22 protein-coding genes are annotated in these 23,494 nt (G+C 70.7%); 14 read left to right on the forward strand and 8 right to left on the reverse strand.

Annotated features, from left to right (window positions below; all coding sequences use genetic code 11):
• The first annotated feature begins 247 nt into the window (after positions 1-247).
• Both ACLJWH_RS11215 and ACLJWH_RS11220 read left to right on the forward strand, forming a co-directional pair.
• The gene (locus ACLJWH_RS11215; protein ID WP_411141493.1) at positions 248-574 is read left to right on the forward strand and encodes a plasmid stabilization protein; all 327 of its coding nucleotides are present in this window, start codon (positions 248-250) and stop codon (positions 572-574) included.
• A 213-nt stretch (positions 575-787) separates the two neighbouring features.
• Positions 788-1,192 carry a hypothetical protein gene (locus ACLJWH_RS11220; RefSeq protein WP_411141494.1) on the forward strand — a complete coding sequence of 135 codons (405 nt, stop codon included), beginning with the start codon at positions 788-790 and terminating at the stop codon, positions 1,190-1,192.
• Between the two features lie 113 nt (positions 1,193-1,305).
• Here the strand turns inward: ACLJWH_RS11220 and ACLJWH_RS11225 are convergent, their stop codons facing one another.
• On the reverse strand, positions 1,306-2,016 hold the full coding sequence (locus ACLJWH_RS11225; RefSeq protein WP_411141495.1) for a DUF4232 domain-containing protein: 711 nt from the start codon (positions 2,014-2,016) through the stop codon (positions 1,306-1,308).
• Between the two features lie 432 nt (positions 2,017-2,448).
• Between ACLJWH_RS11225 and ACLJWH_RS11230 the strand changes: the two genes are divergently transcribed.
• Complete coding sequence (locus tag ACLJWH_RS11230; RefSeq protein WP_411141496.1) at positions 2,449-3,033, forward strand: short chain dehydrogenase; 585 nt, start codon at positions 2,449-2,451, stop codon at positions 3,031-3,033.
• A 205-nt stretch (positions 3,034-3,238) separates the two neighbouring features.
• Here ACLJWH_RS11230 and ACLJWH_RS11235 read toward each other — a convergent pair whose 3' ends face one another.
• The gene (locus ACLJWH_RS11235; RefSeq protein ID WP_411141497.1) at positions 3,239-4,771 is read right to left on the reverse strand and encodes an amidohydrolase family protein; all 1,533 of its coding nucleotides are present in this window, start codon (positions 4,769-4,771) and stop codon (positions 3,239-3,241) included.
• Positions 4,772-4,937: 166 nt separating this feature from the next.
• Complete coding sequence (locus ACLJWH_RS11240) at positions 4,938-5,261, reverse strand: hypothetical protein (protein ID WP_411141498.1); 324 nt, start codon at positions 5,259-5,261, stop codon at positions 4,938-4,940.
• Positions 5,262-5,789: 528 nt separating this feature from the next.
• Between ACLJWH_RS11240 and ACLJWH_RS11245 the strand changes: the two genes are divergently transcribed.
• The 6 genes from ACLJWH_RS11245 to ACLJWH_RS11270 all read left to right on the forward strand — a co-directional run bounded on the left by ACLJWH_RS11245 (position 5,790) and on the right by ACLJWH_RS11270 (position 12,157).
• Complete coding sequence (locus tag ACLJWH_RS11245; RefSeq protein ID WP_411141499.1) at positions 5,790-6,584, forward strand: polysaccharide deacetylase family protein; 795 nt, start codon at positions 5,790-5,792, stop codon at positions 6,582-6,584.
• 328 nt (positions 6,585-6,912) lie between these two features.
• Positions 6,913-8,052 (forward strand): PucR family transcriptional regulator, encoded by a 1,140-nt coding sequence (locus tag ACLJWH_RS11250; RefSeq protein ID WP_411141500.1) that lies wholly within the window; start codon positions 6,913-6,915, stop codon positions 8,050-8,052.
• 305 nt (positions 8,053-8,357) lie between these two features.
• Positions 8,358-9,572, forward strand: a complete 1,215-nt coding sequence (locus ACLJWH_RS11255; RefSeq protein ID WP_411141501.1) for a cytochrome P450 — start codon at positions 8,358-8,360, stop codon at positions 9,570-9,572.
• 55 nt (positions 9,573-9,627) lie between these two features.
• A complete protein-coding gene (locus ACLJWH_RS11260; RefSeq protein ID WP_411141502.1) occupies positions 9,628-10,581 on the forward strand; it encodes a fumarylacetoacetate hydrolase family protein in 954 nt (317 codons plus the stop codon).
• On the forward strand, positions 10,578-10,901 hold the full coding sequence (locus tag ACLJWH_RS11265) for a 2Fe-2S iron-sulfur cluster-binding protein (protein WP_411141503.1): 324 nt from the start codon (positions 10,578-10,580) through the stop codon (positions 10,899-10,901). Before ACLJWH_RS11260 ends, ACLJWH_RS11265 begins: the two co-directional genes overlap by 4 nt.
• On the forward strand, positions 10,898-12,157 hold the full coding sequence (locus ACLJWH_RS11270) for an NAD(P)/FAD-dependent oxidoreductase (protein ID WP_411141504.1): 1,260 nt from the start codon (positions 10,898-10,900) through the stop codon (positions 12,155-12,157). The genes ACLJWH_RS11265 and ACLJWH_RS11270 overlap by 4 nt, the downstream gene beginning before the upstream one ends.
• Positions 12,158-12,442: 285 nt before the next feature.
• Here the strand turns inward: ACLJWH_RS11270 and ACLJWH_RS11275 are convergent, their stop codons facing one another.
• Positions 12,443-12,901, reverse strand: a complete 459-nt coding sequence (locus tag ACLJWH_RS11275) for a VOC family protein (RefSeq protein WP_411141801.1) — start codon at positions 12,899-12,901, stop codon at positions 12,443-12,445.
• A gap of 418 nt (positions 12,902-13,319) precedes the next feature.
• Between ACLJWH_RS11275 and ACLJWH_RS11280 the strand changes: the two genes are divergently transcribed.
• The 5 genes from ACLJWH_RS11280 (at position 13,320) to ACLJWH_RS11300 (ending at position 18,539) form a co-directional block, all read left to right on the forward strand.
• Entirely contained in the window at positions 13,320-13,532 is a 213-nt protein-coding gene (locus tag ACLJWH_RS11280) for a hypothetical protein (RefSeq protein ID WP_411141505.1), read from the forward strand.
• A 1,331-nt stretch (positions 13,533-14,863) separates the two neighbouring features.
• A complete protein-coding gene (locus ACLJWH_RS11285) occupies positions 14,864-15,316 on the forward strand; it encodes a hypothetical protein (RefSeq protein ID WP_411141506.1) in 453 nt (150 codons plus the stop codon).
• Between the two features lie 290 nt (positions 15,317-15,606).
• Entirely contained in the window at positions 15,607-16,473 is an 867-nt protein-coding gene (locus ACLJWH_RS11290) for an NAD-dependent epimerase/dehydratase family protein (RefSeq protein WP_411141507.1), read from the forward strand.
• Between the two features lie 483 nt (positions 16,474-16,956).
• On the forward strand, positions 16,957-18,042 hold the full coding sequence (locus ACLJWH_RS11295) for a sodium:calcium antiporter (RefSeq protein ID WP_411141508.1): 1,086 nt from the start codon (positions 16,957-16,959) through the stop codon (positions 18,040-18,042).
• Between the two features lie 110 nt (positions 18,043-18,152).
• Positions 18,153-18,539, forward strand: a complete 387-nt coding sequence (locus ACLJWH_RS11300; protein ID WP_411141509.1) for an ArsR/SmtB family transcription factor — start codon at positions 18,153-18,155, stop codon at positions 18,537-18,539.
• 232 nt (positions 18,540-18,771) lie between these two features.
• On the opposite strand, the gene ACLJWH_RS11305 is transcribed toward ACLJWH_RS11300, so the two are convergent.
• The 4 genes from ACLJWH_RS11305 to ACLJWH_RS11320 form a co-directional block, all read right to left on the reverse strand.
• A complete protein-coding gene (locus tag ACLJWH_RS11305; RefSeq protein ID WP_411141510.1) occupies positions 18,772-20,289 on the reverse strand; it encodes an alanine/glycine:cation symporter family protein in 1,518 nt (505 codons plus the stop codon).
• A 274-nt stretch (positions 20,290-20,563) separates the two neighbouring features.
• A complete protein-coding gene (gene groL, locus ACLJWH_RS11310) occupies positions 20,564-22,186 on the reverse strand; it encodes a chaperonin GroEL (RefSeq protein WP_411141511.1) in 1,623 nt (540 codons plus the stop codon).
• Positions 22,187-22,535: 349 nt separating this feature from the next.
• On the reverse strand, positions 22,536-22,739 hold the full coding sequence (locus ACLJWH_RS11315; RefSeq protein WP_052859305.1) for a cold-shock protein: 204 nt from the start codon (positions 22,737-22,739) through the stop codon (positions 22,536-22,538).
• 413 nt (positions 22,740-23,152) lie between these two features.
• Positions 23,153-23,431, reverse strand: coding sequence for a MoaD/ThiS family protein (locus tag ACLJWH_RS11320; RefSeq protein ID WP_094791336.1), 279 nt, complete (start codon positions 23,429-23,431; stop codon positions 23,153-23,155).
• Between the last annotated feature and the right edge of the window lie 63 nt (positions 23,432-23,494).

Here is a 23,494-nt window from a genome sequence, read left to right on the forward strand (position 1 = left end):
AGGTGGACGGCGCCGTCGCGGACTCCGCGCTCTTCCGCCCGTGCACCGCCCGAGCGGTTCTCCCACCGCGCGGGCAGCTGTCGTGACGGGTGCAATGGAGTCGTGGCCGACAGCCACTCCGGCATTCCGTCGGCCGTATCGGTATCCGTATCGGTATCCGTATCGGTTTCTGTACCCGTATCCGTATCGGTATCCGTCCCCCGTACCCGTCCCCCGTACCCGTTTACCGCCCGCACAAGGAGTCAGCATGCCGGCAGGGTCGAGCAAGAAGCGCGAGCGTCAATACGAGCACATCAAGAAGAGCGCCGAAGAGCGAGGCGAATCCACCGAGCGGGCAAAGGAGATCGCCTCCCGGACCGTGAACAAGGAGCGAGCCCGCGCCGGCGAGTCGAGGACTTCGAGCAGGGTCTCCACCCAGGACCCGAAGTCCGCCTCGCAGCGTGGCGGCGAACGCTCCCACCGCGGAGCCCAGGGCCCCACGAAGGACCAGCTGTACGCGGAGGCCAAGAGGAAGCACATCGAAGGCCGGTCCCATATGAACAAAGAGGAGCTCCGCGACGCCCTCGGTCGCTGAGTGCGCAGGGCAAGCGGCGAAATCCGGACGCCGCGGGGCGAGGCTGTCGCTGCCGGACCGGAGACCGGACCGTCGGCTGAACCACGTGTGGTCAAGTTCGAGGGACCATTCGACAGCGATGCCTAAGACTCCGCCGCACGAGTGGGAAGGATGCCTCCGCATCAACCGGAATCCTTTCGCCGTACAAGATTCGCCGCACAAGAGAGGCATCGCATGAAACTCATCATCCGGACCGGGCTCGGGGTAGCGGCAGCGGTCGGAGCCGTCGCAGTAGCTGTCGCCCCCGCTTCCGCCGCCGTCGGTACCGAGAACGTCCCTGTGGTGGCCGGTGCGCAGGCAGTGGCGGCGAACCCGAAGACGATCAAGCCGGCCGCGTACAACCAGGCCCGGAGCACCCTGGCCAACGCCGGGAGCCAGACGGCGGCCAAATCGCATCCCGTTCACGGGAAGGACGATGTGCCGGTCAGCTACGGAACCAGCCTGCTGGCCGCGGCGCGCGACGAGTTCCGGCAGGCCGACCGGCACCTTCCGGCGAACCAGAAGAAGTCAGACATGTCGATTCCGCACTACAACGCGATCCACAGTGCGGCGAAGACGATGGGCATCGACCGGTGGTGACGCGGTAGACGTCGGCACACCGAGAGCCCCGCTCCGGCGACCAACCGCATCGTGAACCAGGAGCGGGGCCGCCTGCCAGGTCCGCAGGCGCCCCGCACGATTCCCGGGGTGGGTCAGCCCGCCGGGGAGTCGCTGGCCTTGTTGGCCGGGCTGATCGTCAGCTTCTGGCCCTTGTTCGGGGCGTCCGGGTTGTCGGCGGGCAGGGAGCCCGCGGGCCAGGCGACGATGGCCTGCGAGGTGTCGTTCGGGGCCGTCACCAGGATTTTGGCGATGCGTACGCCGCTGCCGCCCGTGTTGTTGTACGGGAAGGAGATGTTGAAGGCGGCGGACTCGCCGTTCTTGAGGATCTCCGGGTGGATCTTGTCGCCATTGCGGTCCACGGAGATGGTGTCGCCATCGGCCGTCTTCAGGTCGACGCCCGCATAGCCGCTGATGGAGCAGTCGCTGCCGCCCTTGTTCTTGAGCCCGACGGTGACGACGCCCGTTTGCTTGTCGGTCGTGTTGTCGGAGGCGGTGACGCTCAGGTTGGCGGTGCGGCAGATGCCGACCTTGCCGCCGCCGGCGTGGCTCTTGGCACCGTTCGAGCCGCCGCTCCCGCCGGTGCCGCTGCCGCTGCCGCCGGTGTTGCCACCCCCACCGTTGGAGCCATTGCCGTTGCCGTCGCCACTCCCACCGCTGTTGCCGTTGTCGGCCGGGGCATTGGACGCGGCGGCGCCCGACGCGCCGCCGGTTTCCTTGACGTCGATGTTGCAGGCCGTGAGGGACAGGGCGCCGACCAGGGTGATGGTGGCGAGCAGAGGCTTGGTGGCGCGCTTGATGTTCATGGAGTCCCTCGTGATGACGTGAATGAAACGGTGCTTGGAGATGACGAGTTCGGTGGGCGTGGTCGGCGGCCGTGTGCGGCGAACGAGGTTCGCCGTGACCGGGCCCCTTGCGACCGGCCCCCATAGAAAACCCTCCCCGGGAAGACCTGGCAAGGAGAGCCGGGGCATCAGGGACGCAGGAACGCTTCCATGGCCTCTGACCTGCGAGAACTGGCCTCGCCTGGAACGGCGCGATGGGACACGGACGGGACGGGCCGGACCCTCCGGCGCCCACATCGCACCGGGCGCCGACCGAGGGACCCACACGCCGAGCCGAGCACCGGGACGGGCACTGGGACGGGCACCGAGCCCCGGGTTCCGGACTCCGAGCCCCGGGTTCCGGGCGTGAGAAAGATGCGCACCCGCTTGTGGGCCGATGACATGCTCAGCGGCGTGAAGGCACTCGTGATAGGCGCAACAGGGACCATCGGCAGCGCTGTCGTCAGCGCACTGAACGCTTCGCACCAGGTGGTCAGCGCCTCGCGCAGTGGTCAACTGCGGGTGGACCTGGACGATCCGTCCTCACTGGACGCGGTCTTCGACGCGGTACGGGACCTCGACGCCGTGGTGTGCTGCGCCGCCGGCGGTCCCCTGGTCTCGCTGGAATCGACGACCGACCAGGAGATGGCCACGGGGATGCGGGGCAAACTGCTGGGCCAAGTGGCACTGGCCCAGCGCGCCGTACGCCACCTGCGACACGGTGGCTCCATCACGCTGACCGGAGGCACCTTCACCGCTCCGCTGCCCGGCGGTTCGCTGGGCGCTCTGATCAACACCGGGCTGGAGGGCTTCGTCCGCAACGCGGCGAGCGAACTCCCCCGCGATCTGCGCATCAACCTGATCAGCCCTGGCTGGATCAAGGAAACCCTGCGGAGCATGGGCGCGGACGACACCGGCGGCACACCGGTCTCCGAAGTCGCCCAGGCATATGTGACGGCCGTGGAAGGCAACGCGCAAGGGCAGACATTCCGCCCCTGAGGCGCTGAGCTGACGCCCATGGCCCGCCGTTCGGGAGGGCGGCGGGCCATCGGGACGGACGGACTGAGTACAGAGGTCGGCCGGCCGCTGTCACCGATGCCCTGGGCGGCAGTGCGGTCCGGCGCCCTGCGCACCCGGCGCGGCTCCGGCCCCGCGCGCCGCCGGGCCGGCAGGCGGGCGTGACAAGGGGCCGGCCGCCGGGCGGTCAGTGGGCGCAGAGGTGCGGGGCCGCGGCGCCTGCGGCCGGGGGCTTGCTCGCGGCGGCGGCGCGCGCCACGTCGGCCAGCAGGCGCAGGCGTTCCGCGCGGTCCAGATAGCGGCCCGCGACCAGGACGGAGTCGATCCGCTGCGTATGGCTGATGTCGGTGCGCGGGTCCGCGTCCAGGACCAGCAGGTCGGCGCGGTCGGCGGGCAGGCCGAGCATCCGGGCGGGCTCGGTGGTCGCGGCGCGGAGGACGTCCCGGGTGGGCAGTCCGGCCTCGGCGAGCAGCTCCAGCTCGTGGTGGAGGGCGAAGCCGGGGACCGCGTAGCCGGTGCCGGTGTCGGTGCCCGCGAGCAACCGCACGCCGGCCCGGTGGAGTTCGGCGACGAGGCGCAGCCGGTGCTCGTAGAGCCGGCGGATACGGGCGGCGTCCTGCGCGGTGCGGCCGGCGGTCAGGGCGGCCCAGATGGTGGGCCAGTAGTCGGTCATCCAGGTGGGAAGGTACGTGAACTCCGGTGAGTCTGTGGGGAGTTGATCGGTGCGCTCCAAGGAATGGTGGACGGTGAGGGTCGGTACGACGCGGGTGCCGTTGGCGGCGAGCCGGTCGAAGAGGGCGCGGGTACGGCCGACGTCGTATGTCTGCATCGCCTGCCACTCCACCGCGTGCACCTGCCGGAACCAGCTCGCGTAGCGCTCGAAGCTGGTGCCGAGGGTGGGGTCGATACGGACCTTCGCGAGGGCCCGCTTGATCTCGGACTCCTGGGCGGAGGTGGCGAGGAGCAGGGCGTGGAGGTGCTCGATGGACTGCTGCCCGGCGTCGCTCGCGCGGGCGACGGGCAGGGTGTCGGGGCAGTGACCCGCGTGGCGCAGGCCCTGGCGGCGGGACTCGTCGGCGATCGCCTCGTACGCCTCGGGGGTGAGCCGTGAGTACACCTTGACGAAGTCGGCGCCGCTCGCCTTCACCTCGCGTACCGCGCGGCGTGCGGACGGGCCGTCGGTGACCTCGATGACGCGCTGGCCGGTGTCGTTGGCCCATATCGAGGGGCGCCCGTCGATGATCGGGCCGGCGATCACCCAGCGGGGGCCGAGGAGCGTGCCCGCGCGGACCTTGTCGCGCCACTCGTGGTGGACGGGTCCGCCCCACATCTCGCGGACCGTGGTCACGCCGTTGAGCGGAAAGAGGGGCGGCAGCACGCTCTCGGGCCCGTCGTTGTGGACATGGGCCTCGACGAGGCCGCCCGGGACGATGTACTTGCCGGTCAGGTCGTACGTCGTCGTCCCGCTCGGGATCGGGACCTCGGCCGAAGGGCCGGTACGGGTGATGCGGCCGTCGCGGATGAGGACGGTGTGGTCGGGACCCGCGCCGAGGACGGTGGCGTGGGTGAGGGCGAGGGCGCCGCCGGGTTGCCGGCCGGATGCGGCCGTCGCGTGGTCCTGGGCCACGCGGGGGTCGGCCGCCGCGGCCGGGGCGGCGGACAGGAGGGCGCCGCCGGCCAGGGCGGCCGAGGCAGCGAGGGTTTCGCGTCGAGTGGGCATGGCACCACCCTGGTCCGCGCCGGAGCCTCGATCACTGGCTCCAGGCAGTGAACCGGGGGTGTCGGTGGCAACACCTTGAGGACTGGTGCCATCCCCAAGGAAGTGGCTCCGCGGGCGTCCACCCTCGGCGCGCACCCGCCCCCGGATCGAAATCCTCCCGCATTTTCTACGGGTTGAAAACAAACAGAATATGGGCGTCATCCAGGTACTTGATATCAACCTCACAGCCCTTCTGCACCTTTGACATGCGGGAGGCGGGAATGGTGTCCCGGCCATCCACGTGTCGCGTTACGTCACCCTCGCGCCAGGAAAGTCGATACGCTATTTCGAAGGACCCGCTTTCATTTGTCCCGACGTGACGAACGTCCTCCACCAGGGCCTTGATGTCCCGCCCGTGCGTTTTGATCTTGTTGTCACGGAGGAAAAGACTAACAATATAGGCAATCATGCCCACGGTGAGAATGACGGAAATGATGACAGCAAACGTCATGCATGCCCCCTTCGCGTAAAAATTGCCGTACCGCATACGCGTCGCCACATGTACAAAATGATGCCCGCCCTTGCCGGCGGCAAGGCCAGAGACTGTTCTGCCGAATGAGCGAAAACACTTTCAGCCCGCTCGGCTTGCAGAACTGAAGCGTATCGCTGCCTGCCGATTCTGTCGCAACAATATGGTCAAAATGGACTTCTTTGCCTCGTCCTCCGCTATGGGCGCCCCGCTGACCGTCTCCAGCACCACCGGCCCTTCGCACTGCTCCCGACCGACGGGCGGAAGAAGGCGGATTGTGGATTCCGTTGTGCGGCGCGCCGTCATTCCGTTGTTTCCCCGAAGATTTCGCCGCTCGGCCGGCCTACCGTCTGTGCCCGGCGCGTGCGGCGAGGCCGGGCGTACGGGCCCGGGTTGCCGTACGGGCGGCCGCATACACACAGCCGGTTGATCCAGGCGCGGAGCGCAGCGGAGGAAACAGTGAGTGCCAGCGGGATTTGGGGACCGGAGCGGCGTCGGGCAGCGGTATGCGTGACGTTCGATCATCTGGGTGAGGCCGCCGATCTCCAGGCGGGCATCCTGCCGCCGGACACCCCGCGCGGGCACCACCCGAGCGTCTCCCGGGACCTGCCGCGCATCCTGGATCTGCTGGCGGACCGCGATATCACCACGACGTTCTACGTCGAAGCGCTGAATTGCGAGCTCTATCCCGACGCGCTCCGCTCCATCGCCGCCGCCGGACACTCACTCGGGTGGCACGGGTGGTGGAACGAACCCACCTACCGGCTCTCGCCCCAAGAGGCGAGCGCCACCATGGCAAGGACTCTCGCCGCGTACGACGCGCTCGGCCTGCGCCTCGCGAGCGCTCGTCCGCCGGGCGGCCTCCTGGGCGGGCATCCCCTCGGCCGCTACCTCGACGCCGGGTTCGGCCACCTGTCCTTCGCCGGCCGGAACTACGGGCTCGTCGACGGCGTGCCCCTGCTCCCCTTCCCCTGGCAGAACGTCGACGGCTGCTACTACTTCGCGCAGTTCGCCGCACTCCGTGTTCCCCCGGGGCGCGAGCCGGTGGGTCCCCGGGGTCTCCTGCGGGCCCATCTCGCCCATATCGACCAGACCGTCGACGCGGGCGGCTGCACATCGTTCGTCTTCCACGTCCCCTGGACGGACACCCCGGAACGCGTGGAGGTCATCGGCGAGTTGCTCGACCGTCTCGCCGGCGATCCGCGGGTGTGGTGCGCCTCTCCGGACGAGGTGGCCCGGTGGATGGCCGACCACCCCGCCGATGTCCCGGCCGTCCGCCACCAGGACGAGCCGCCGGCGTGGTGACAGCCCCTGCGTGGTGACGGCCCCGGCGGGGGGAAGCGGCCCGGCCGGTCAGGTCTGTTCGCGAGGAGAGGCCGGTGCGGAGGGCCGCGTCGCGCAGCGGGCGGCCGACGAGCGATGCCGTCGCGGCGGTACGAGGTGACGGTGGCGTACGGGGGTGACGGCGGCGTGCGGGGTGACGCCGACGCGGCGGCCGGTGGCCATGGCGGCGGATCGGTCGCCGATGGCGCGGGGCCGTCCCGCCGGTCTCCGGGAAACCGGATCGCGGTGGCCGCGGGCGGCTCCCCGGCCCGGTTCAGCAGCCGGAGCCGGACCGGCATACGCTCGGGTGATGACGTCGGCCCCCACCGCGATGCAGCGGTTGTGCGAGACGGTCGCCCTACGCCTGGAACACGAGGTCCCCGACCTGACGGCGCGGATCCGCGCCGAGCTGCCCTCCTACGAGAATCTCTCCGAGTCCGAACACCGGCGTACCGTCCGTGACCTGACCCGCCGCATGCTGACCGGGATCGCGTCCCGGCACGCGCCGGACGCCGAACATCTCCGGTTCACCCGGCAGGCCGCCCGGCGGCGGACGCAGCTGGGCGTCTCCTCCTACGACGTGCTCAGTTCGTTCCATATCGTCGTGCGCGAGCTGTGGGCAGCCCTGCGGGCGGCGCCCGAGGCGACCGACGACCTGCTGCTCAAACTGGTCGAGCCCATCGGCTGGTGGACGGAGGCCATGAGTGCGTCGGTCGTCGACGCCTTCGCGGCGGAGTCGCCGGGCATGGCCGCGCAGGACGCCGAACTGCGGCAGCGGTTCCTTGCCGAGCTGGGCGACCGCTCGCACGGGGAGCAGGTCCAGGAGACCGCGCGCTCGCTCGCGTTCGACGTGGCCGGGCGGTTCCAGGCGTGGTGCGCGGCCCGCGCGTCGTGGCCGCGCGCCGAGGTGGAGAATCTCCAGCGCGCGACCCGGCGGCTGCCCGGTGTCGTGCACTGCGGGGTCCGCGGCGACGTCATGATCGCCATCGCGCAGGACTGCGACCCCGCGCTCGTCCTCCGGGCCGTCCACCGGATCGGAGGCGACCGGTCCGCCGTCGGCATCGGGCTGCCCCGTCCGGGCCTCGACGGGGCGCACCTGAGCACCGTCGACGCCGAGCGCGCCCTGCGGACCGCGCAGCTGTGGAACGTACCGTCGGTGCGTTTCGCGGATTCCTGGCTGGAGGCGACGCTGCTCGACAGCCGGCCCCGGCTGACGCCGCTCTTCGCCACCGTCCAACGGGTTCAGCACGACCATCCCGACCTCGCCGCCGCCGTCCTGGCGTTCGCCGACTGCGGGTTCTCGCTGTCGGACGCGGCGAAGCGGCTCAGCGTGCACCCGAACACCGTGAGCTACCGGTTGACCCGGTGGCACGAACTCACCGGTGCCGACCCGAGGACCTTCGCCGGGCTGGTCCGGTCGGTGACCGGCTGCCGGTCCACGCAGCGGTAGGGCGACACGGCGGTACGGCGACGCAGCGGTACGGCGACCGCGGCGGTACGGCGACCGCGGCGGTACGGCGACGCGGCGGTAGGCGACGGGGCGGTAGGCGACGCGGCCGCCGGACAGCGGCGCGCCCCGTTCCGGCGGGCACCACGGGTGGCCTGGTGGAAACCACGGGTGGCCTGGTGGAAACCACGAGCCGCCCCGTCCCTGCTTCTCGTGTTCCCCAAAGACGGCGTCCGCCGGCCGGCCGTACCGTCGGGGAACGCGCGCAGGCCCGCCATCACCGTGACGACGACTCAACGAGGAGAAGCATGTCCCCCACCGAGTATCTGGACCTCGGTGACCCGACGTTCCACACCGACCGTTTCGCGGTCTACCGGCAGCTGCGTGACCACGACCCGGTCGCCCGGACCGGCCCCGACGGCGCACGGATCGTCCTGAGCCGCTACGCGGACGTCGAGCGGATCTTCAAGGACCCGCTCATGCGGGTGCAGCCCGCCGCCGGCCGGTTCCCGGACAACATCGGCACCGGCGCCGGCGCCACCTTTCACCAACTGTCGCTGCCGGACCTGGACGCGCCGACGCACACCCGGCTGCGCAAGCTCGCCGTGCAGGCGTTCGCGCCACGGACCATGGCCACCATGCGGTCGTGGGTCGAGGAGATCATCGCCGGCAACATCGAGGCACTCGGCGCGGCCGACGGCGAGGTCGACTTCGTCGAGACCTTCGCCCAGCGCGTCCCCGCGGAGATCGCGTGCCGGCTGCTGCACGCCCCCGCCTCCGACGCGGGGACGGTGCTCCGGCGGATGCCGGCGCTCAACCCCCTGCTGAGCCACGGCCCGATCACCCCGGAGCAGCTGGCCGCGGGCGATGAGACCGCGGAGTTCTACTTCGACTACCTCGGCCGGATCGTCGACTCCCTGCGCGGCAGACTCGGCCCCGAGGACCCGGTCGGCGCGCTGATGCGGGCCGAGGAGGCCGGTGGGCGGCTCAGTCGCGACGAACTGATCGTGACGCTCGTCGGGTTCTTCGTCGCCAGCTACCACACCACGATGACGGCGATGACCAATGCCGTCCACGCGTTGCTGCGCCATCCCGGCCAGATGCGGCTGCTCGCCGCCGAGCCGGACCTGGCCCCGGCCGCGTGGGAGGAGGTGCTGCGCTGGCAGTCACCCGTGCATTTCATCACCCGTTACGCGGGCTACGAGTTCGAGCTGCACGGCGAAACCATCGCCGAGGGCACCCAGCTGCTGCTGGGGATCGCGTCGGCCAATCGCGACGAACGCCGCTTCGCCGACCCCGACGCGTTCGACATCCGGCGCACGGGCAACCGGCACCTCGCCTTCACCGCGGGCGGCCACTACTGCCTCGGGGCGCCGCTGTCCCGGCTGGAGGGCGAGATCATGCTGCGGCTGCTGCCACGGCGGCTGCCGGCGATGACGCTCACCGTCCCGGACCCGCCGTGGAGCGACGACCTCGTCTTCCGCTGGATGACGGCGCTGACGGTCGCGCCGAACGGGGTGTGAACGGCCCCGGCGCGGTGCCGCCGCGAACCCTGCCCACCCATCCGTCCTCCGAAAGATGACCATGCGTATCGTCAGCTTCGGCGGGCCGGGGGGCGAGCAGCCGGGCGTGCTGGTCGACGACCACACGATCCTGCCGCTCGCGCCCGTGCTCGCCCCCTTCGGGCTCCCCGCCACGGACATCACACAGATCCTCGCGGTGTGGCCGACGGCCCGTCCCCTCGTGGCAGCGGCCCTGGCCGATCCGGAGCACCGGATCGCCCGCGCGGCCGTGCGCCTCGGGCCACCGGTGCCCCGCCCCGGCAAAGTGATCGCCGTCGGGTTCAACTACCCGGTCCACTCCCATGCGGTGCTCGGTGACGTCCCGGCGCCCACCGAGCCCGTGCTGTTCCTCAAGCTGCCGGGCAGCGTGTGCGGGCCGTACGACCCGCTGATCAGGCCGCCCGAGACGGCGGCGCTCGACTACGAACTGGAACTGGCGGTCGTGATCGGCCGGGCCGGCCGACGGATAGCCCCCGGCGACGCCCTCGACCATGTCGCCGGTTACATGATCGCCAACGATGTCACCGCGCGGGATGTGGTCCTGGGCGCCGGGGGGACCGGGTCTCCGCTCCAGATGCAGCTGCTCCGGGGGAAGGGCTTCCCGTCGTTCTGCCCGACCGGGCCCTGGCTCGCCACACCTGACGAGCTGCCCGACGCCGAGCCGCTGCGCCTCCGGCTGTCGGTCAACGGACAGGCCCGCCAGGACGGTTGGACCAGCGACATGCTGTTCGACGTGCCGGCCCTGATCTCGTCGGTGAGCGCGACCACGGACCTGCTCCCGGGCGACGTGATCCTCACCGGGACCCCGAGCGGCTGCGGATTCGCACTCGACCCGCCCGCCTACCTCACCGACGGCGACGAGATCGCCGGCAGCATCACCGGCCTCGGCGAGATGCGCCAGCGGGTCATGGACGAGCGTGCCGTCGTCCGTCGCCCCGCCGTCCCCACCACCCCCCAGGAACTGCCATGACAAAGATCATCTACGTGCAGCCCGACAGCACGCGCGTCACCGTCGACGCCGCCCCCGGCGACTCGGTCATGTCGGCCGCCCTCGCCGGTGACGTGGACGGGATCACCGCCGAGTGCGGCGGCAACATGATGTGCGCGACCTGTCACGTCCACGTCGAGGAGTCCCTCGCGGACCGGCTCCCGGCGATGTGCGACGACGAGGACCAGATGCTCGCCTGCACGGCCGCACCGCGGACCGCCACCAGTCGGCTGAGCTGCCGGCTCCCGGTCACCGACGCGCTCGACGGAACGGTCGTGACCGTACCCGGGGACCCGTCGTGAGGCCCGACGGCACGGTCGTGATCGTCGGCGCCGGGCAGGGCGGGTTCCAGGCCGCGGTGTCGTTGCGGGAACGGGGACACACCGGTCCCGTCGTCCTCATCGGCGACGAACCGGGCCTTCCCTACCAGCGACCGCCCCTGTCGAAGGGGTTCCTGCTGCGTGAGGAGGGGACCATCGAACTGCGCGCCCGTTCCTTCTACGAGCGCCGTCGCATCGAACTCCGGCACGCCCGCGTCACCGCGATCGACCGGCCCGCCCGGCAGGTCCGGTTCGCCGACGGGAACGCGCTCGCCTACGACCATCTCGTCCTGGCCACGGGAGCCCGCAACCGCGTTCCCCCGATCCCCGGCACCGGCCTGGACGGGATCGGGCAGCTCCGCACCAGAGGCGACGCCGAACGCCTGCGCGCCGGGCTGTCGGCCGTCTCGCGCGTGGCGGTCATCGGTGCCGGGTTCATCGGGCTGGAGGTGGCGGCCGCCGCGGTCAAAACGGGGGCCGCCGTCACGGTGGTCGAGTCGCTGGACCGGCCGATGGCCCGGTCGGTGTCCGCCGTACTCTCGGCACACATCGCCGGTCTGCACCGGTCGTACGGCACCGAGTTGCTCCTCGGCCGTTCCGTCGTGCGCCTGCACGGCAGTCGGGACGGCACCGTCGAGGGTGCCGAACTCGACGACGGCGGGTTCGTCCGGGCGGACCTCGTCGTGGTGGGAGTCAGCGTGTCGCCCGCCACCGAGCTCGCGGCCGACGCCGGTATCGACGTCGGGGACGGCATCCGTGTCGACGAGTTCCTCCGCACCTGCGACCCGGACATCTCCGCCATCGGCGACTGCGCCGAGTTCCCCGGCGCCCGTACCGGCGCGCGGATCCGGCTCGAATCGGTCCAGAACGCGGTCGACCAGGCCCGCTGCCTCGCCGCCCGGCTCACCGGGGCCCCCACGCCCTACACCGCGCTCCCCTGGTTCTGGACCGAGCAGTTCTCGACGAGGCTCCAGATCGCCGGACTCGGACAGGGACACGACCGGACCGCGGTCCTCGGCGACCCGGCGACCGGCTCGTTCTCCGTCCTGCTGTTCCAGGGCGACCACCTGCTGAGCGTCGAATCCGTGAACGCTCCGGCGGACCACATCGCCGCCCGCCGCGTCCTGGCGTCCGGCACCACGCCCGGTCCCGATGAGGCGGCGGTCGAGGGCTTCTCCCTACGGGACTGGGCCGACCGGCAACGCCGGACCGACGCCCGGGTCGAGGTCACCGGCTGAACACCTCACGTACGGACGCGGCGCGCGGACGGCCCCGGGTGCACCCTACGAACCCGAGCCCCGAGCCCCGGGCTTCGAGCCCCGAGCCCCGGGCTTCGAGCCCCGAGCCCCGGGCTTCGAGCCCCGGGCTCCGGGCTCCGGGCCTCGCGCTCCGGACTCCGAGCCCTGCTTTCAAGGAACGGGCGGGACAGTAGAACCCTCCCACCCTCCCGCCCTCCCCCGTCCCCGGCGATCTGCGCCTGTCACGGGCGGACGGCGTCAGGGCAGCCGCCCGGTCGGGACGGGCTACCCGGACCCGGTATCGCTGTCGGTACGGGCGAAAATGCCCGCCAGCAATCCGGTGGCCTCCCCGACCTCGATCAGATACCCATCGGGATCGCGCAGATAGCAGCGCACCTCGGCGCGCCGGTCGATCGGCGGAGTCAGGAACTCGGCCCCCTTCGCGCTCCACTGGGCGTAACACGCCTCGATGTCGGCGACCCGCAGGTTCATGAAGCTGGAGACGGTGTGCGGTTCGCCGGGCGGGACCAGCGTCACATCGGGCTTGTCCGGGGTCGGGCCGCCACCGGGATTCATGATGACCCAGCTGTTGGCCAGCTTCACGATGCAGGGATTCTCGTCCAGGACGACCTGCCCGCCGATCACCTCGCTGTAGAAGCGACGCGAGCGCGCCACATCACGCACCGTCAAAAAATGCGTCACCAGCAGCCCTTCACTCGGGGCTGGAATTTCACCCTTGTTCATACCGAGCCTCTCTCCGCCGACCGGGATATGGATATCTGACGCATTATCAATTTCCATGCGTCCGGAAGCGCCGAGGCGCACACCGCTCCGGGCGGCGTTCACCCAACACGCCGAGCCGGACGACGCCGAGCCGGACGACGCCGAGCCGGACGACGCCGAGTCCGAAGAATCCCCGAGTGATCCCCGGCCCGCCGACTCAAAGGCGACGTGCCGGCCTCGCGGTATTCCGGGTTCGTGGTCCGCACCGACGGCAGACCCGGAGCGTCGCCCGGTGTACGCACCGGCCGGCCGCAGCCATACGGCCGGCCGGACCAATCCGCGGCACGAGGGGGCGGCGTTCCCGGGTCGCGGTGCCTGCCGCCGGGTGCCGCTCGTTGGCGTTCGTGCATGTTCCCGAACCACAGAAGGAGGACCCCTGATGGCCCCACGATCCCGTCCGGCCCACCTGGCGGCGGCCGCAGTCCTGAGCGCAGGCATCGCCCTCGGCGCGGCCGGCACCGCCCACGCCGACATCGACTACAGCTCATCGACCGGTCTCGACGCCGACTGGAATCAGAGCGGGGCCCAGGCATGGGCCCCCGAAGCCAACACCACGTGGCACGACGAGAGTCACGTCACCCTGTACGACTGATCCCGCGCCGGGTGGGCTCGTCCCGCCTGACGGGGGCAAGCCCGTGAAACCGAACGCGCCGTTCACGTCGTTCGCCGCCACCCACCAGTCGCAGGTCCACCCTTACGCCCGGCCGCACCGCCGGGTGCCCCGTTGGCCCGTACGGGGCAACGGGGCAACGGGGCACCCGGCGGTAGCGATGTCGGCGAAGCTCTGCGCGGACTCGGACTTCGATCCCGGCGGGGCCGTTGTTCCTGACGTCCCGCTTCCAGAACGCGTGCGGCGACCCGTTCGAGAACGCGCGCGACGACCTGACACCGCATCCGAACTCAACCGCACAGACCCCAACAACCGTGCACACCAGCACAGATAACTTTCCGTGATCGGCTTGCCACATCCCGTGGCGCCGGTCTAGCGTGCGCAGCAATAAACAACCCCGACAGGTGCTACCAACACCGGCCGGGGTCTGACCATCAAGATCAAGACAGGATCTCATGGCTACCGAAGACCTTAGCGCTGCCCCGCCCGCAGACGCACCCACAGGCACGCCCACCCCCGCGCCCGGCCCCGCATTCGTGCATCCCGCCGCCACCCCCGGCTACGGCAAACGCAGCGCCCCGGACCAACGTCCGCGCCGCCCGGCCGATTTCGCCCACCTCCCGCCCCGCGAGGCGTCCATCGCCGCGTACCTCGACCGGCTTCCCGAGGGCGCGGACATCGCCGTCAAGACGCTGGCCAAGGTACTGCCGGACTACGGCCAGTGCGCGCTGCGCACGGCGCTCCGCCACCTCTCCACGGCCGGGCACCTGCGCCGGATCACGGAGATCCGTAGCGGCACGGGCGGCCCAGGCGGCACCGGCAGCCCGCGCTGGGTGACCCGTACGTACTTCTCCCGCACGGCACGCGACGACCCCTGGTGGGCGGCCTTCAGCACGGGCAACGTCCCGAAGGAACCGTGGCCGGGGCCGGGGCCGGGGCCGGGGCCGGGATCGGGTCCATGGCCGGGGCCGGAAGCGGGGCCATCGCCGGGGCCGGAGCCATTGCCGGAATCGGGGCCGGAGCCGGAAGCGGGGCCAGGACCTCGGCCAGGATCGAAACCGGGATCAGGAACGGCACCGGGATCGGGGCCAGGACCAGGGCCAGTTCCGGGAACGGAGCCAGGACCAGGGCCAGTTCCGGGAACGGAGCCAGGACCAGGGCCAGTTCCGGGATCGGGGCCGGTTCCGGGACCTCAGCCCCCTCCGCCCGCGCAGCCCCCGCACTCCACACCGCCCCGCAGGACCGGCCCGTTCCCCCCGGCCCGCAGCGCCGCCTACGCCGCCCTCGCCGCGCTCGGCCGCGCCGAACCCCGTATGACGCTCTCCGCCGCCGACTGCACCGCCCTCGAAGAGCTGGCCGCGCAATGGCTGGCCCGAGGCGCCACCGAAGCGCAACTGCTCCTGGCCCTCACCGCAGGGCTGCCGCCCGAGGTCCACCACCCCGGCAAACTGGCCCGCAGCCGCCTCATCAGCAAACTTCCCCCCGAGCCGGAACAGACCGGGCCCGAACAGACCGGGCCGGAACAGGGCGGGCCGGAACAGGGCGGGCCGCACCGCCGTCCGGCGCCGTCACCCCTCCGCATCATGGAATGCACCGTCTGCCGGGCCCCCGGCCGCCCCGAAGCTCTCCCGGGCGGCCTCTGCTCCCCGTGCCGTGGCGAGACCCCACCGGCCCACTCCGCCGCAGGCCCCACACCTGCCACGGTCCGCGCCCACGTCCAGCACCTACGCAACGCGGCCCGCACACCGGCGAGGAGTCACACATGACCGCACCGACCGTAGAGACCAGAACCACGCCTCACCCAGCCGTACGGGGCCGTCGTCGAACTCCCCGCCCCCGTCGGCGTCACCTTGGCGACAGCGAAGCTCAAGGACTACGCGCACTGACCGTGCCACCGGGCACCCCTGCCGGCCGCCGGCGCGTCGCGCGACACCCCGCTTTCCGGACCGATTGGCCCATCAGAATGCCGTCGAACTGTCCCAGGATGACGGGTCGCTTCCGACCTAGGCTGGGCTCGCACCACCGCGAACCCCTGGAACTGGAACTGGAGCCCCCCATGCGTGTCTTCGTCGCAGGCGCCACCGGCGCCGTCGGCCGGCTGCTCGTCCCGCTGCTGGTCGCGGCCGGGCACGAGGTGACCGGGACGTCACGGTCCCCGGCCGGGGCCGAGCGGATCCGGGGCCTCGGGGCGACGGGGGTCCAGGCGGACGCGCTGGACGCGGCGGGGCTGCGGGACGCGGTCCGCGCGGCGGCGCCGGAGGCGGTGATCCACCAGCTCACCGACCTCTCCGGCGCGGACGGAGCCGCCAACGGCCGACTGCGCCGCGAGGGCACCCGGAACCTGGTCGCGGCCGCGAAGGCGGCCGGGGCCGGCCGGATCGTCGCGCAGTCGGTCTCCTGGGCGTACGGGCCGGGCGCCGGCCCGGCCGAGGAGACCGAACCGCTCGACAGCACGGCGGCTCAGCCCCGCGCCCGGATGGTGGCCGGCATCCGGGCCCTGGAGGAGACGGCGGCCGAGCTGGAGACCGCGGTCCTGCTGCGTTACGGCCTGCTGTACGGGCCGGGCACCTGGTACGCACCGGGCGGCGCCTTCGCGGCGGCCCTGGCCGGTGACCGCGCGGCACCGTTCCTGGGGAGCACCGTGGCGAACGACGCGGTGAGTTCCTTCGTCCACGTCGCCGACGCCGCGGGCGCGGCGCTGGCCGCGCTCGACTGGCCGGACGGACCGGTCAACATCGTGGACGACGAACCCGCCCCCGCCCACGAGTGGCTCCCGGCCCTCGCCGAAACCCTCGGCGTGCCCGCACCCGCCCCGGTGGCGGGTCGGCAGAAGTGGGAGCGCGGCGCCCTCAACACGCTGGCCCGAAGCCGGGGTTGGCACCCCGGGTGGCCGACCTGGCGGACCGGTTTCGCCGCCCGGTGAGTGCGATGTCCCCTGAGTAAGGCCGGGGAGATGAGGAAGATCGCGGTCAGGTGGGCACACTGATCACGACGGCGGACCGCCACCGTCAGTCGACTGCGCACCACCACCGTCAATCACCGGTTCACACCCTGCGTGCCGGAGCCACCAGGCTCTCCGGGATGCCGATGGCACTCCGTCCCGCCGCGCTTCCCACAGGCGGGGGACGGGCGGCGCCTCCCGCCGGACGGCGCGGGCGGGTCCCGCCGGCTCCTGTAGGGTGGGACGCTGCGAAGGGGAGTAGCCCCGCAATACCGGTCGTCGACACACTGGAGCCCTCGTGGTTCCCGGTGGCCGGGCCCGCACTCGGTGAGAGGGCGGGCGGGCGAGACCTTCGGCCCTGTTTGTCGACGACTGATGCGCGTCGCGGGGTCGAAGCCGTGCCGCCACTCCTCGCGCCGCTCGTTCTTCGAAGCCCCCGCGGTGCGGGAAGGCTGAACGAAACCCGTGATCCATTTCGTACTGCTCATCGTGTGTGCGGTGGCGATCTACCTCTCCTGTGAGTGGTTCGTCAACGCCGTGGAGTGGCTGGGCGAGCGCCTCAACGTCGGGAAGATGGCGGTCGGCACGATCCTGGCCGCCTTCGGTACCGCACTGCCCGAATCCGTCGTGACGCTGGTCGCGGTCACCACCGGCGACACCGCGGAGGCCAAGGACATCGGCGTCGGAGCCGCCATGGGTGGCCCGCTGGCCCTGGCCACCGTCGCCTACGGCGTCACCGGCACGATGCTCTGGCTCAAGCACCGCAAGGAACTCCGGCACCGCAAGGAGCACGCCACCGTCCCCGTCCTCGAAAGCGGCCCCGGCGCGGCCGTGGCCCCGCCGCGTACCGCGCGGTCGCTGGGCGAGGCGAAGGACATCAAGCGGCTGGCGAAGGACCAGCAGTGGTTCCTGCCCATCTTCGTGGTCAAGGTCGCGCTCGGTCTGGTCGCCTTCGCCTTCAAGCCCGTGCTCGGCCTGCTGTTCTTCGCCGCGTACGCGGTCTACTTCTGGCGTGAGATCCGCAGCGGCCACGGCGAGGAGGCCGAGGACGGCGGGGAGGAGTCGCTGGAGCCGCTGAAGTTCCAGCCCAAGGCCGCCTCGCCGGCTACCTGGGCCGTGGTCGCGCAGACCTTGGCCACCCTCGTGGTGATCTTCTTCGCCTCACAGCTGTTCGTGAAGCAGCTGGACGCCATCGGTCCGATGCTGGGCCTGTCCGCCGCCGTGACCGCGCTCCTGCTGTCCCCCATCGCCACGGAACTGCCGGAGATCATGAACGCGGTGATCTGGGTCCGCCAGGGCAAGACGAAGCTGGCCCTCGCGAACATCTCCGGTGCCATGATGATCCAGGCCACCGTGCCCAGCGGCCTCGGACTCCTCTTCACCCGCTGGCACTTCGACGGCGCCCTGCTGTGGTCCGGCCTGGTCACCATGGCCGCCATCGTCTACCTGCTGGCCACCATGCGCGCCCACAAGCTGACTCCCGCCCGTCTCGCAGCCGCGGCCGGCTTCTACGTCCTGTTCGCCGCCGGCCTCATCCCGGTCCTGGCCTGACCCGGCCCGGGGCCGTACCCCGGCCGCACCTGCCGTCCCACGGGCAGGCACCCGGCCCCTCCGGCCGGGTGCCACGGCCTCCGGACCAGACCGTCCACGCGAGGAAGCAGATGACCACCGACGACCACGACCCCGATGCGGCGACCCTGGCCCAGGCCGCCGCGGTGTTCCGACTCCTGTCATCCCCGGTGCGGCTGCACCTCGCGTGGCTGCTGAGCACCCGAGAGCACAGCGTCACCGAACTCGCCGAGCGAGTCGGTGCCTCGCTCCCCACCGTCAGCCGCCATCTGGCCACGATGCAACGCGCCGGACAGGTCCGCTCCCGGCCCCACGACCGCCACCGCCTCTACACCGCCGCCGACCCCGGCCTCCTCGCCGTCGTCCGCCACGTCATCCCGCACCCACCGCACCACCGGCCACCACACCACCGGCCACCCGCCTCGACGGAGACGGACGGGCGGGACGGAGACCGAGACCGAGACCGAGACCGAGGCTGAGACGGATACGGATACGGATACGGATACGGATACGGATACGGACAGCTGACGGGTGAGCGGGGTGACGGATGAGGCTGGGGGTCCAGGGGCCGGTCCGGACCCCGTCCCGACGCCCTGGGGCGCCGGCCATTACCGGGGCCGCACCCCGGCCCCGAGGCCGCACCCCGGCCCCGGTCCGGCCCCGAGCCGGACCCGGACCGGCCCCCGCCGGGCGGCCCGACACCGCCAAGGGCTACGCGCGCTCGCCCGGAGAGCTCGCCGACGCCACCGGCACCGCGCCCGCCGCCGAGCCCGCCCCCGTCCGCGGCTCCCAGCACTCCACGCCCGTCAGATCCGGCATCCGGTCCCTGGTGAACACCGGGTCCAGGCCCGCCCGCCGCTGCGCGACGTAGTCGTCCAGCAGCCGGAAGGCGATCACCGACAGGGGCAGGATCGCGACCAGGTTGACCAGCGCCATGAAGCCCATGAAGACGTCCGCGAGGTTCCACACCACGCTGACCGAGCCGAGCGCGCCGAGGAAGACCACGGCCAGCACCAGCACCCGGTAGGTGGGCAGTACCCACTTCTTGCTGTTCGCGGTGCCCTCGCCGCCCTTGTCGATCATGAAGCCGATGTTGGACTCGCCGTAGTAGTAGTTCCCGATCATGGAGCTGAAGGCGAGCATGAAGACGACCAGGGTCAGGACGTGACCGGCCCAGCTGCCGAGACTGCCGGTCAGCGCGGACTGGGTGAGGTCCGCGCCCTGGCGGCCGCCCAGCTCGGGGTTGGTCGTCAGGATGATGAAGGCGGTCATCGAGCAGATCAGCAGGGTGTCGAAGAAGACCCCGAGGGACTGGACGAGGCCCTGCTTGACCGGGTGCGAGACCTCGGCGGCGGCGCCCGCGTTCGGGGCCGAGCCCAGGCCCGCCTCGTTGGAGAACATGCCGCGCCGGATGCCCTGCTGAATCGCCGCGCCGATCCCGCCGGCCGCCAGCTCCCGGAAGCCGAAGGCGCCGCCGATGATGTCGCCGAAGACGCGCGGCAGGTCGGCGGCGTTGAGCAGCACCACGGCCGCGCCCAGCAGCAGGTAGATCACGGCCATCACCGGGACCAGGACCGTCGTCACCGAGGTGATCCGGCGCACCCCGCCGAACACCGCGAGCCCCAGCAGCACCGCCAGCAGCAGGCCGATCGCGGGGGCGAACCACTCGGCCTCACCGCCGGACAGCGAGCCGGAGGCGACCGCGGCGATCGTGTTGGACTGCACGGCGTTGAAGACGAAGCCGAAGGTCACCGTGATGGTGATCGCGAAGAGCACACCGAGCCAGCGCTTTCCGAGCGCCCGCTGCATGTAATAGGCGGGGCCACCCCGATAACTGCCGGACCGGTCGCCGTGCCGGACCTTGTAGAGCTGGGCGAGTGCCGATTCGACGAACGCGGAGGCGCCGCCGATGATCGCCATCATCCACATCCAGAAGACCGCGCCCGCGCCACCCAGCGTGATCGCGGTCGCGACACCGGCGATATTGCCGGTGCCGACCCGCGCCGCCGCGGAAATGGTGAACGCCCCGAACGACGACACCGTCTTTCCGCCGTCCGGACCCGGCTGCGCCTTGTCCTTCAGCACCCGCAGCATTTCGGGAAAGAGCCGCAGCTGTACGGCCTTGGAGCGGATCGTGAAATACAGCCCCGCGCAGATCACCAGCGGGATCAGCAGATAGGTCCAGAAACCGTCATTGACATCGACGATCAGCGAATCGAGTGTGCTCATGGGAGTACCGCGTCCTCGGAGTCGGGTCGGGCTAGGGCCCCCTCGTACCCGAGGATGGGGAGGGGCGGCTCGGCTCTGAGCTCGGAAAAGTGTCACCCGGGACTAAATCCCGCGAACAGGGACTTTGGTCCCTCATTGCCCCACGGGCCGCCATCCGGCCATGACTCCCCACACATCCCAGCGGCGTACATCCCTGCCGGAACGCCGCTGGGGCGGCACCCCCTGGGAGGAGGGTGCCGCCCCAACGAACGTCAGGACAGATGATCCGGGAGGATCAGAAGTCCATGTCACCGCCCGGCATGCCGCCCGGAGCGGCCGCGGCGGCCTTCTCCGGCTTGTCGGCGATGACGGCCTCGGTGGTGAGGAACAGCGCGGCGATCGACGCGGCGTTCTGGAGCGCGGAGCGCGTGACCTTCGCCGGGTCGATGATGCCCTCGGCGATCATGTCGACGTACTCGCCGGTCGCGGCGTTCAGGCCGTGACCCACGGTCAGGTTGCGCACCTTCTCCACGACGACGCCACCCTCAAGGCCGGCGTTGACGGAGATCTGCTTCAGCGGGGCCTCCAGGGCCAGCTTCACAGCGGCGGCACCGGTGGCCTCGTCGCCCTCGAGCTCAAGCTTCTCGAAGACCTGCGACGCCTGGAGCAGGGCCACGCCACCACCGGCGACGATGCCCTCTTCGACGGCCGCCTTCGCGTTGCGAACGGCGTCCTCGATGCGGTGCTTGCGCTCCTTGAGCTCGACCTCGGTGGCGGCACCGGCCTTGATGACGGCCACGCCGCCGGCCAGCTTCGCCAGACGCTCCTGGAGCTTCTCGCGGTCGTAGTCCGAGTCGGAGTTCTCGATCTCGGCGCGGATCTGGTTGACGCGGCCCTGAACCTGCTCGCTGTCGCCCGCACCGTCGACGATGGTGGTCTCGTCCTTGGTGATGACGACCTTGCGGGCGCGGCCCAGCAGGTCGAGACCGGCGTTCTCCAGCTTGAGGCCGACCTCCTCGGAGATGACGGTGCCACCGGTGAGGATGGCGATGTCGCCGAGCATGGCCTTGCGGCGGTCACCGAAGCCCGGGGCCTTGACGGCGACGGACTTGAAGGTGCCACGGATCTTGTTGACGACCAGGGTCGACAGGGCCTCGCCCTCAACGTCCTCGGCGATGATCAGCAGCGGCTTGCCCGACTGCATGACCTTCTCCAGCAGCGGAAGGAGGTCCTTCACGTTGCTGATCTTGGAGTTGACGATCAGGATGTACGGGTCGTCGAGCGACGCCTCCATACGCTCCATGTCGGTGGCGAAGTACGCCGAGATGTAGCCCTTGTCGAAGCGCATACCCTCGGTGAGCTCCAGCTCCAGACCGAAGGTCTGGGACTCCTCGACGGTGATGACGCCTTCCTTGCCGACCTTGTCCATCGCCTCGGCGATGAGCTCGCCGATCTGCGTGTCGGCGGCGGAGATGGAGGCGGTGGAGGCGATCTGCTCCTTGGTCTCCACGTCCTTGGCCTGGTCCAGCAGAGCGGCGGAGACGGCCTCGACGGCCTTCTCGATACCGCGCTTGAGGGCCATCGGGTTGGCGCCGGCGGCTACGTTGCGCAGACCCTCGCGGACCAGCGCCTGCGCCAGGACGGTCGCGGTCGTCGTGCCGTCACCGGCGACGTCGTCCGTCTTCTTGGCGACCTCCTTGACCAGCTCGGCGCCGATCTTCTCGTACGGGTCCTCAAGCTCGATCTCCTTGGCGATGGAAACACCATCGTTGGTGATCGTGGGGGCGCCCCACTTCTTCTCGAGGACGACGTTGCGGCCCTTGGGGCCGAGGGTCACCTTGACGGCGTCGGCGAGCTGGTTCATCCCGCGCTCGAGACCGCGCCGTGCCTCCTCGTCGAACGCGATGATCTTGGCCATGTGAAGTGGTCCTCCCGGACGTATGGGGTCTCCCCTGCTCGAACGCAGTTGAGAGCTTGGGGAAGGATTGCTTGCTCCGGACCGCGCCTGGCGCCCGCGACGGACGGCCTGCGTGCCCTGTGGTTCCTTAGTCCCACCGGCCCGCGGACCTCACCAACCCGGTCCTTGATTGTCACTCTCACCCGGAGAGTGCTAACGCAATGATTAGCACTCGACCATGGAGAGTGCAAGCGGCCGAGGGGGAAGCCACTCCGGAAGCGCCGTCGGCACACGACAGGAGGCCCGTACCCCCCGGCGGGGGTACGGGCCTCCTCTTTACGCGGTTGTGACGCGGCAGTCGGTCGGCGCCCTAGCCGGCCATCCGGACCATGTCCGCCTGCGGTCCCTTCTGGCCCTGCGAGATCTCGAACTCGACCCGCTGACCCTCCTCAAGGGTGCGGTAGCCGTCCATTTGAATCGCGCTGTAGTGGACGAAAACATCCGCACCACCGTCGACCGCGATGAAGCCGTACCCCTTCTCCGCGTTGAACCACTTGACGGTGCCCTGAGCCATGCCTAACTCCCCTATTACTGGCCCTTGCGCAGGACCGCACTCCGCGGACCCGGGTCAGACCTCACCCCCCGAGAGGCCCGTGGGGTGTGCGCCGGAACGCGTCGACCGCCGCTGAATGTATCCGCACCACTGCCCAGAGCAACAGGTCAATCGGACGAGAATTCTGGCGCCGGAGAAACGGCGATATGCGGTGAACTCCCGATAGTCCCGGGCAATTCGGGCCGGGCATAGCGTGCCTATGCGACAAATACCGCACACACTTCGGGCACAACTCACCGCGGTCTCATATGCGTTCAGCACGCTTGCGGAGAGGGATCACCTGAATGGTATCGCCTTTCCGCACATGGAATTGCCCCGTCCGCTTTACGGCGGACGGGGCAATTCCAGTCAGGCAAGCGGAGAGATGGCTTGAATTAGCAGCCGCCGGCCACCGCGGGAATGATCGAGATGCCCGCACCGTCCGGCGTGGCCGTCGCCAGGCCCTGCTCGAAACGGACATCGTCGTCATTGACGTACACGTTCACGAAGCGGCGCAGCTTGCCCGCGTCGTCCAGCACCCGGGCGGCGATGCCCTGGTGGTTCTTCTCCAGGTCGGCGATCACCTCGGAGAGGGTCGCGCCCTCGGCCGGGACCTCGGCCTGGCCGCCGGTGTACGTACGGAGGATGGTGGGGATGCGGACCTTGACGCTCATGGGTTCTGCCTTCCAGCGACTTCGGGTGCGAGTTCGGGAGCTGCTGCGGAAGCTGTGCGCGGC

Source organism: Streptomyces sp. x-80 (genome assembly GCF_046549095.1).
GTDB classification, from domain to species: Bacteria; Actinomycetota; Actinomycetes; order Streptomycetales; family Streptomycetaceae; genus Streptomyces; species Streptomyces celluloflavus.

Coding starts and splice junctions, on each gene's coding strand:
- ACLJWH_RS11215 (WP_411141493.1), top strand. CDS start 248: ATGCCGGCAGGGTCGAGCAAGAAGCGCGAGCGTCAATACGAGCACATC.
- ACLJWH_RS11220 (WP_411141494.1), top strand. CDS start 788: ATGAAACTCATCATCCGGACCGGGCTCGGGGTAGCGGCAGCGGTCGGA.
- ACLJWH_RS11225 (WP_411141495.1), bottom strand. CDS start 2,016: ATGAACATCAAGCGCGCCACCAAGCCTCTGCTCGCCACCATCACCCTG.
- ACLJWH_RS11235 (WP_411141497.1), bottom strand. CDS start 4,771: ATGCCCACTCGACGCGAAACCCTCGCTGCCTCGGCCGCCCTGGCCGGC.
- ACLJWH_RS11240 (WP_411141498.1), bottom strand. CDS start 5,261: ATGACGTTTGCTGTCATCATTTCCGTCATTCTCACCGTGGGCATGATT.
- ACLJWH_RS11250 (WP_411141500.1), top strand. CDS start 6,913: ATGACGTCGGCCCCCACCGCGATGCAGCGGTTGTGCGAGACGGTCGCC.
- ACLJWH_RS11255 (WP_411141501.1), top strand. CDS start 8,358: ATGTCCCCCACCGAGTATCTGGACCTCGGTGACCCGACGTTCCACACC.
- ACLJWH_RS11260 (WP_411141502.1), top strand. CDS start 9,628: ATGACCATGCGTATCGTCAGCTTCGGCGGGCCGGGGGGCGAGCAGCCG.
- ACLJWH_RS11265 (WP_411141503.1), top strand. CDS start 10,578: ATGACAAAGATCATCTACGTGCAGCCCGACAGCACGCGCGTCACCGTC.
- ACLJWH_RS11275 (WP_411141801.1), bottom strand. CDS start 12,901: ATGAACAAGGGTGAAATTCCAGCCCCGAGTGAAGGGCTGCTGGTGACG.
- ACLJWH_RS11280 (WP_411141505.1), top strand. CDS start 13,320: ATGGCCCCACGATCCCGTCCGGCCCACCTGGCGGCGGCCGCAGTCCTG.
- ACLJWH_RS11285 (WP_411141506.1), top strand. CDS start 14,864: ATGACGCTCTCCGCCGCCGACTGCACCGCCCTCGAAGAGCTGGCCGCG.
- ACLJWH_RS11290 (WP_411141507.1), top strand. CDS start 15,607: ATGCGTGTCTTCGTCGCAGGCGCCACCGGCGCCGTCGGCCGGCTGCTC.
- ACLJWH_RS11300 (WP_411141509.1), top strand. CDS start 18,153: ATGACCACCGACGACCACGACCCCGATGCGGCGACCCTGGCCCAGGCC.
- ACLJWH_RS11305 (WP_411141510.1), bottom strand. CDS start 20,289: ATGAGCACACTCGATTCGCTGATCGTCGATGTCAATGACGGTTTCTGG.
- groL (WP_411141511.1), bottom strand. CDS start 22,186: ATGGCCAAGATCATCGCGTTCGACGAGGAGGCACGGCGCGGTCTCGAG.
- ACLJWH_RS11315 (WP_052859305.1), bottom strand. CDS start 22,739: ATGGCTCAGGGCACCGTCAAGTGGTTCAACGCGGAGAAGGGGTACGGC.
- ACLJWH_RS11320 (WP_094791336.1), bottom strand. CDS start 23,431: ATGAGCGTCAAGGTCCGCATCCCCACCATCCTCCGTACGTACACCGGC.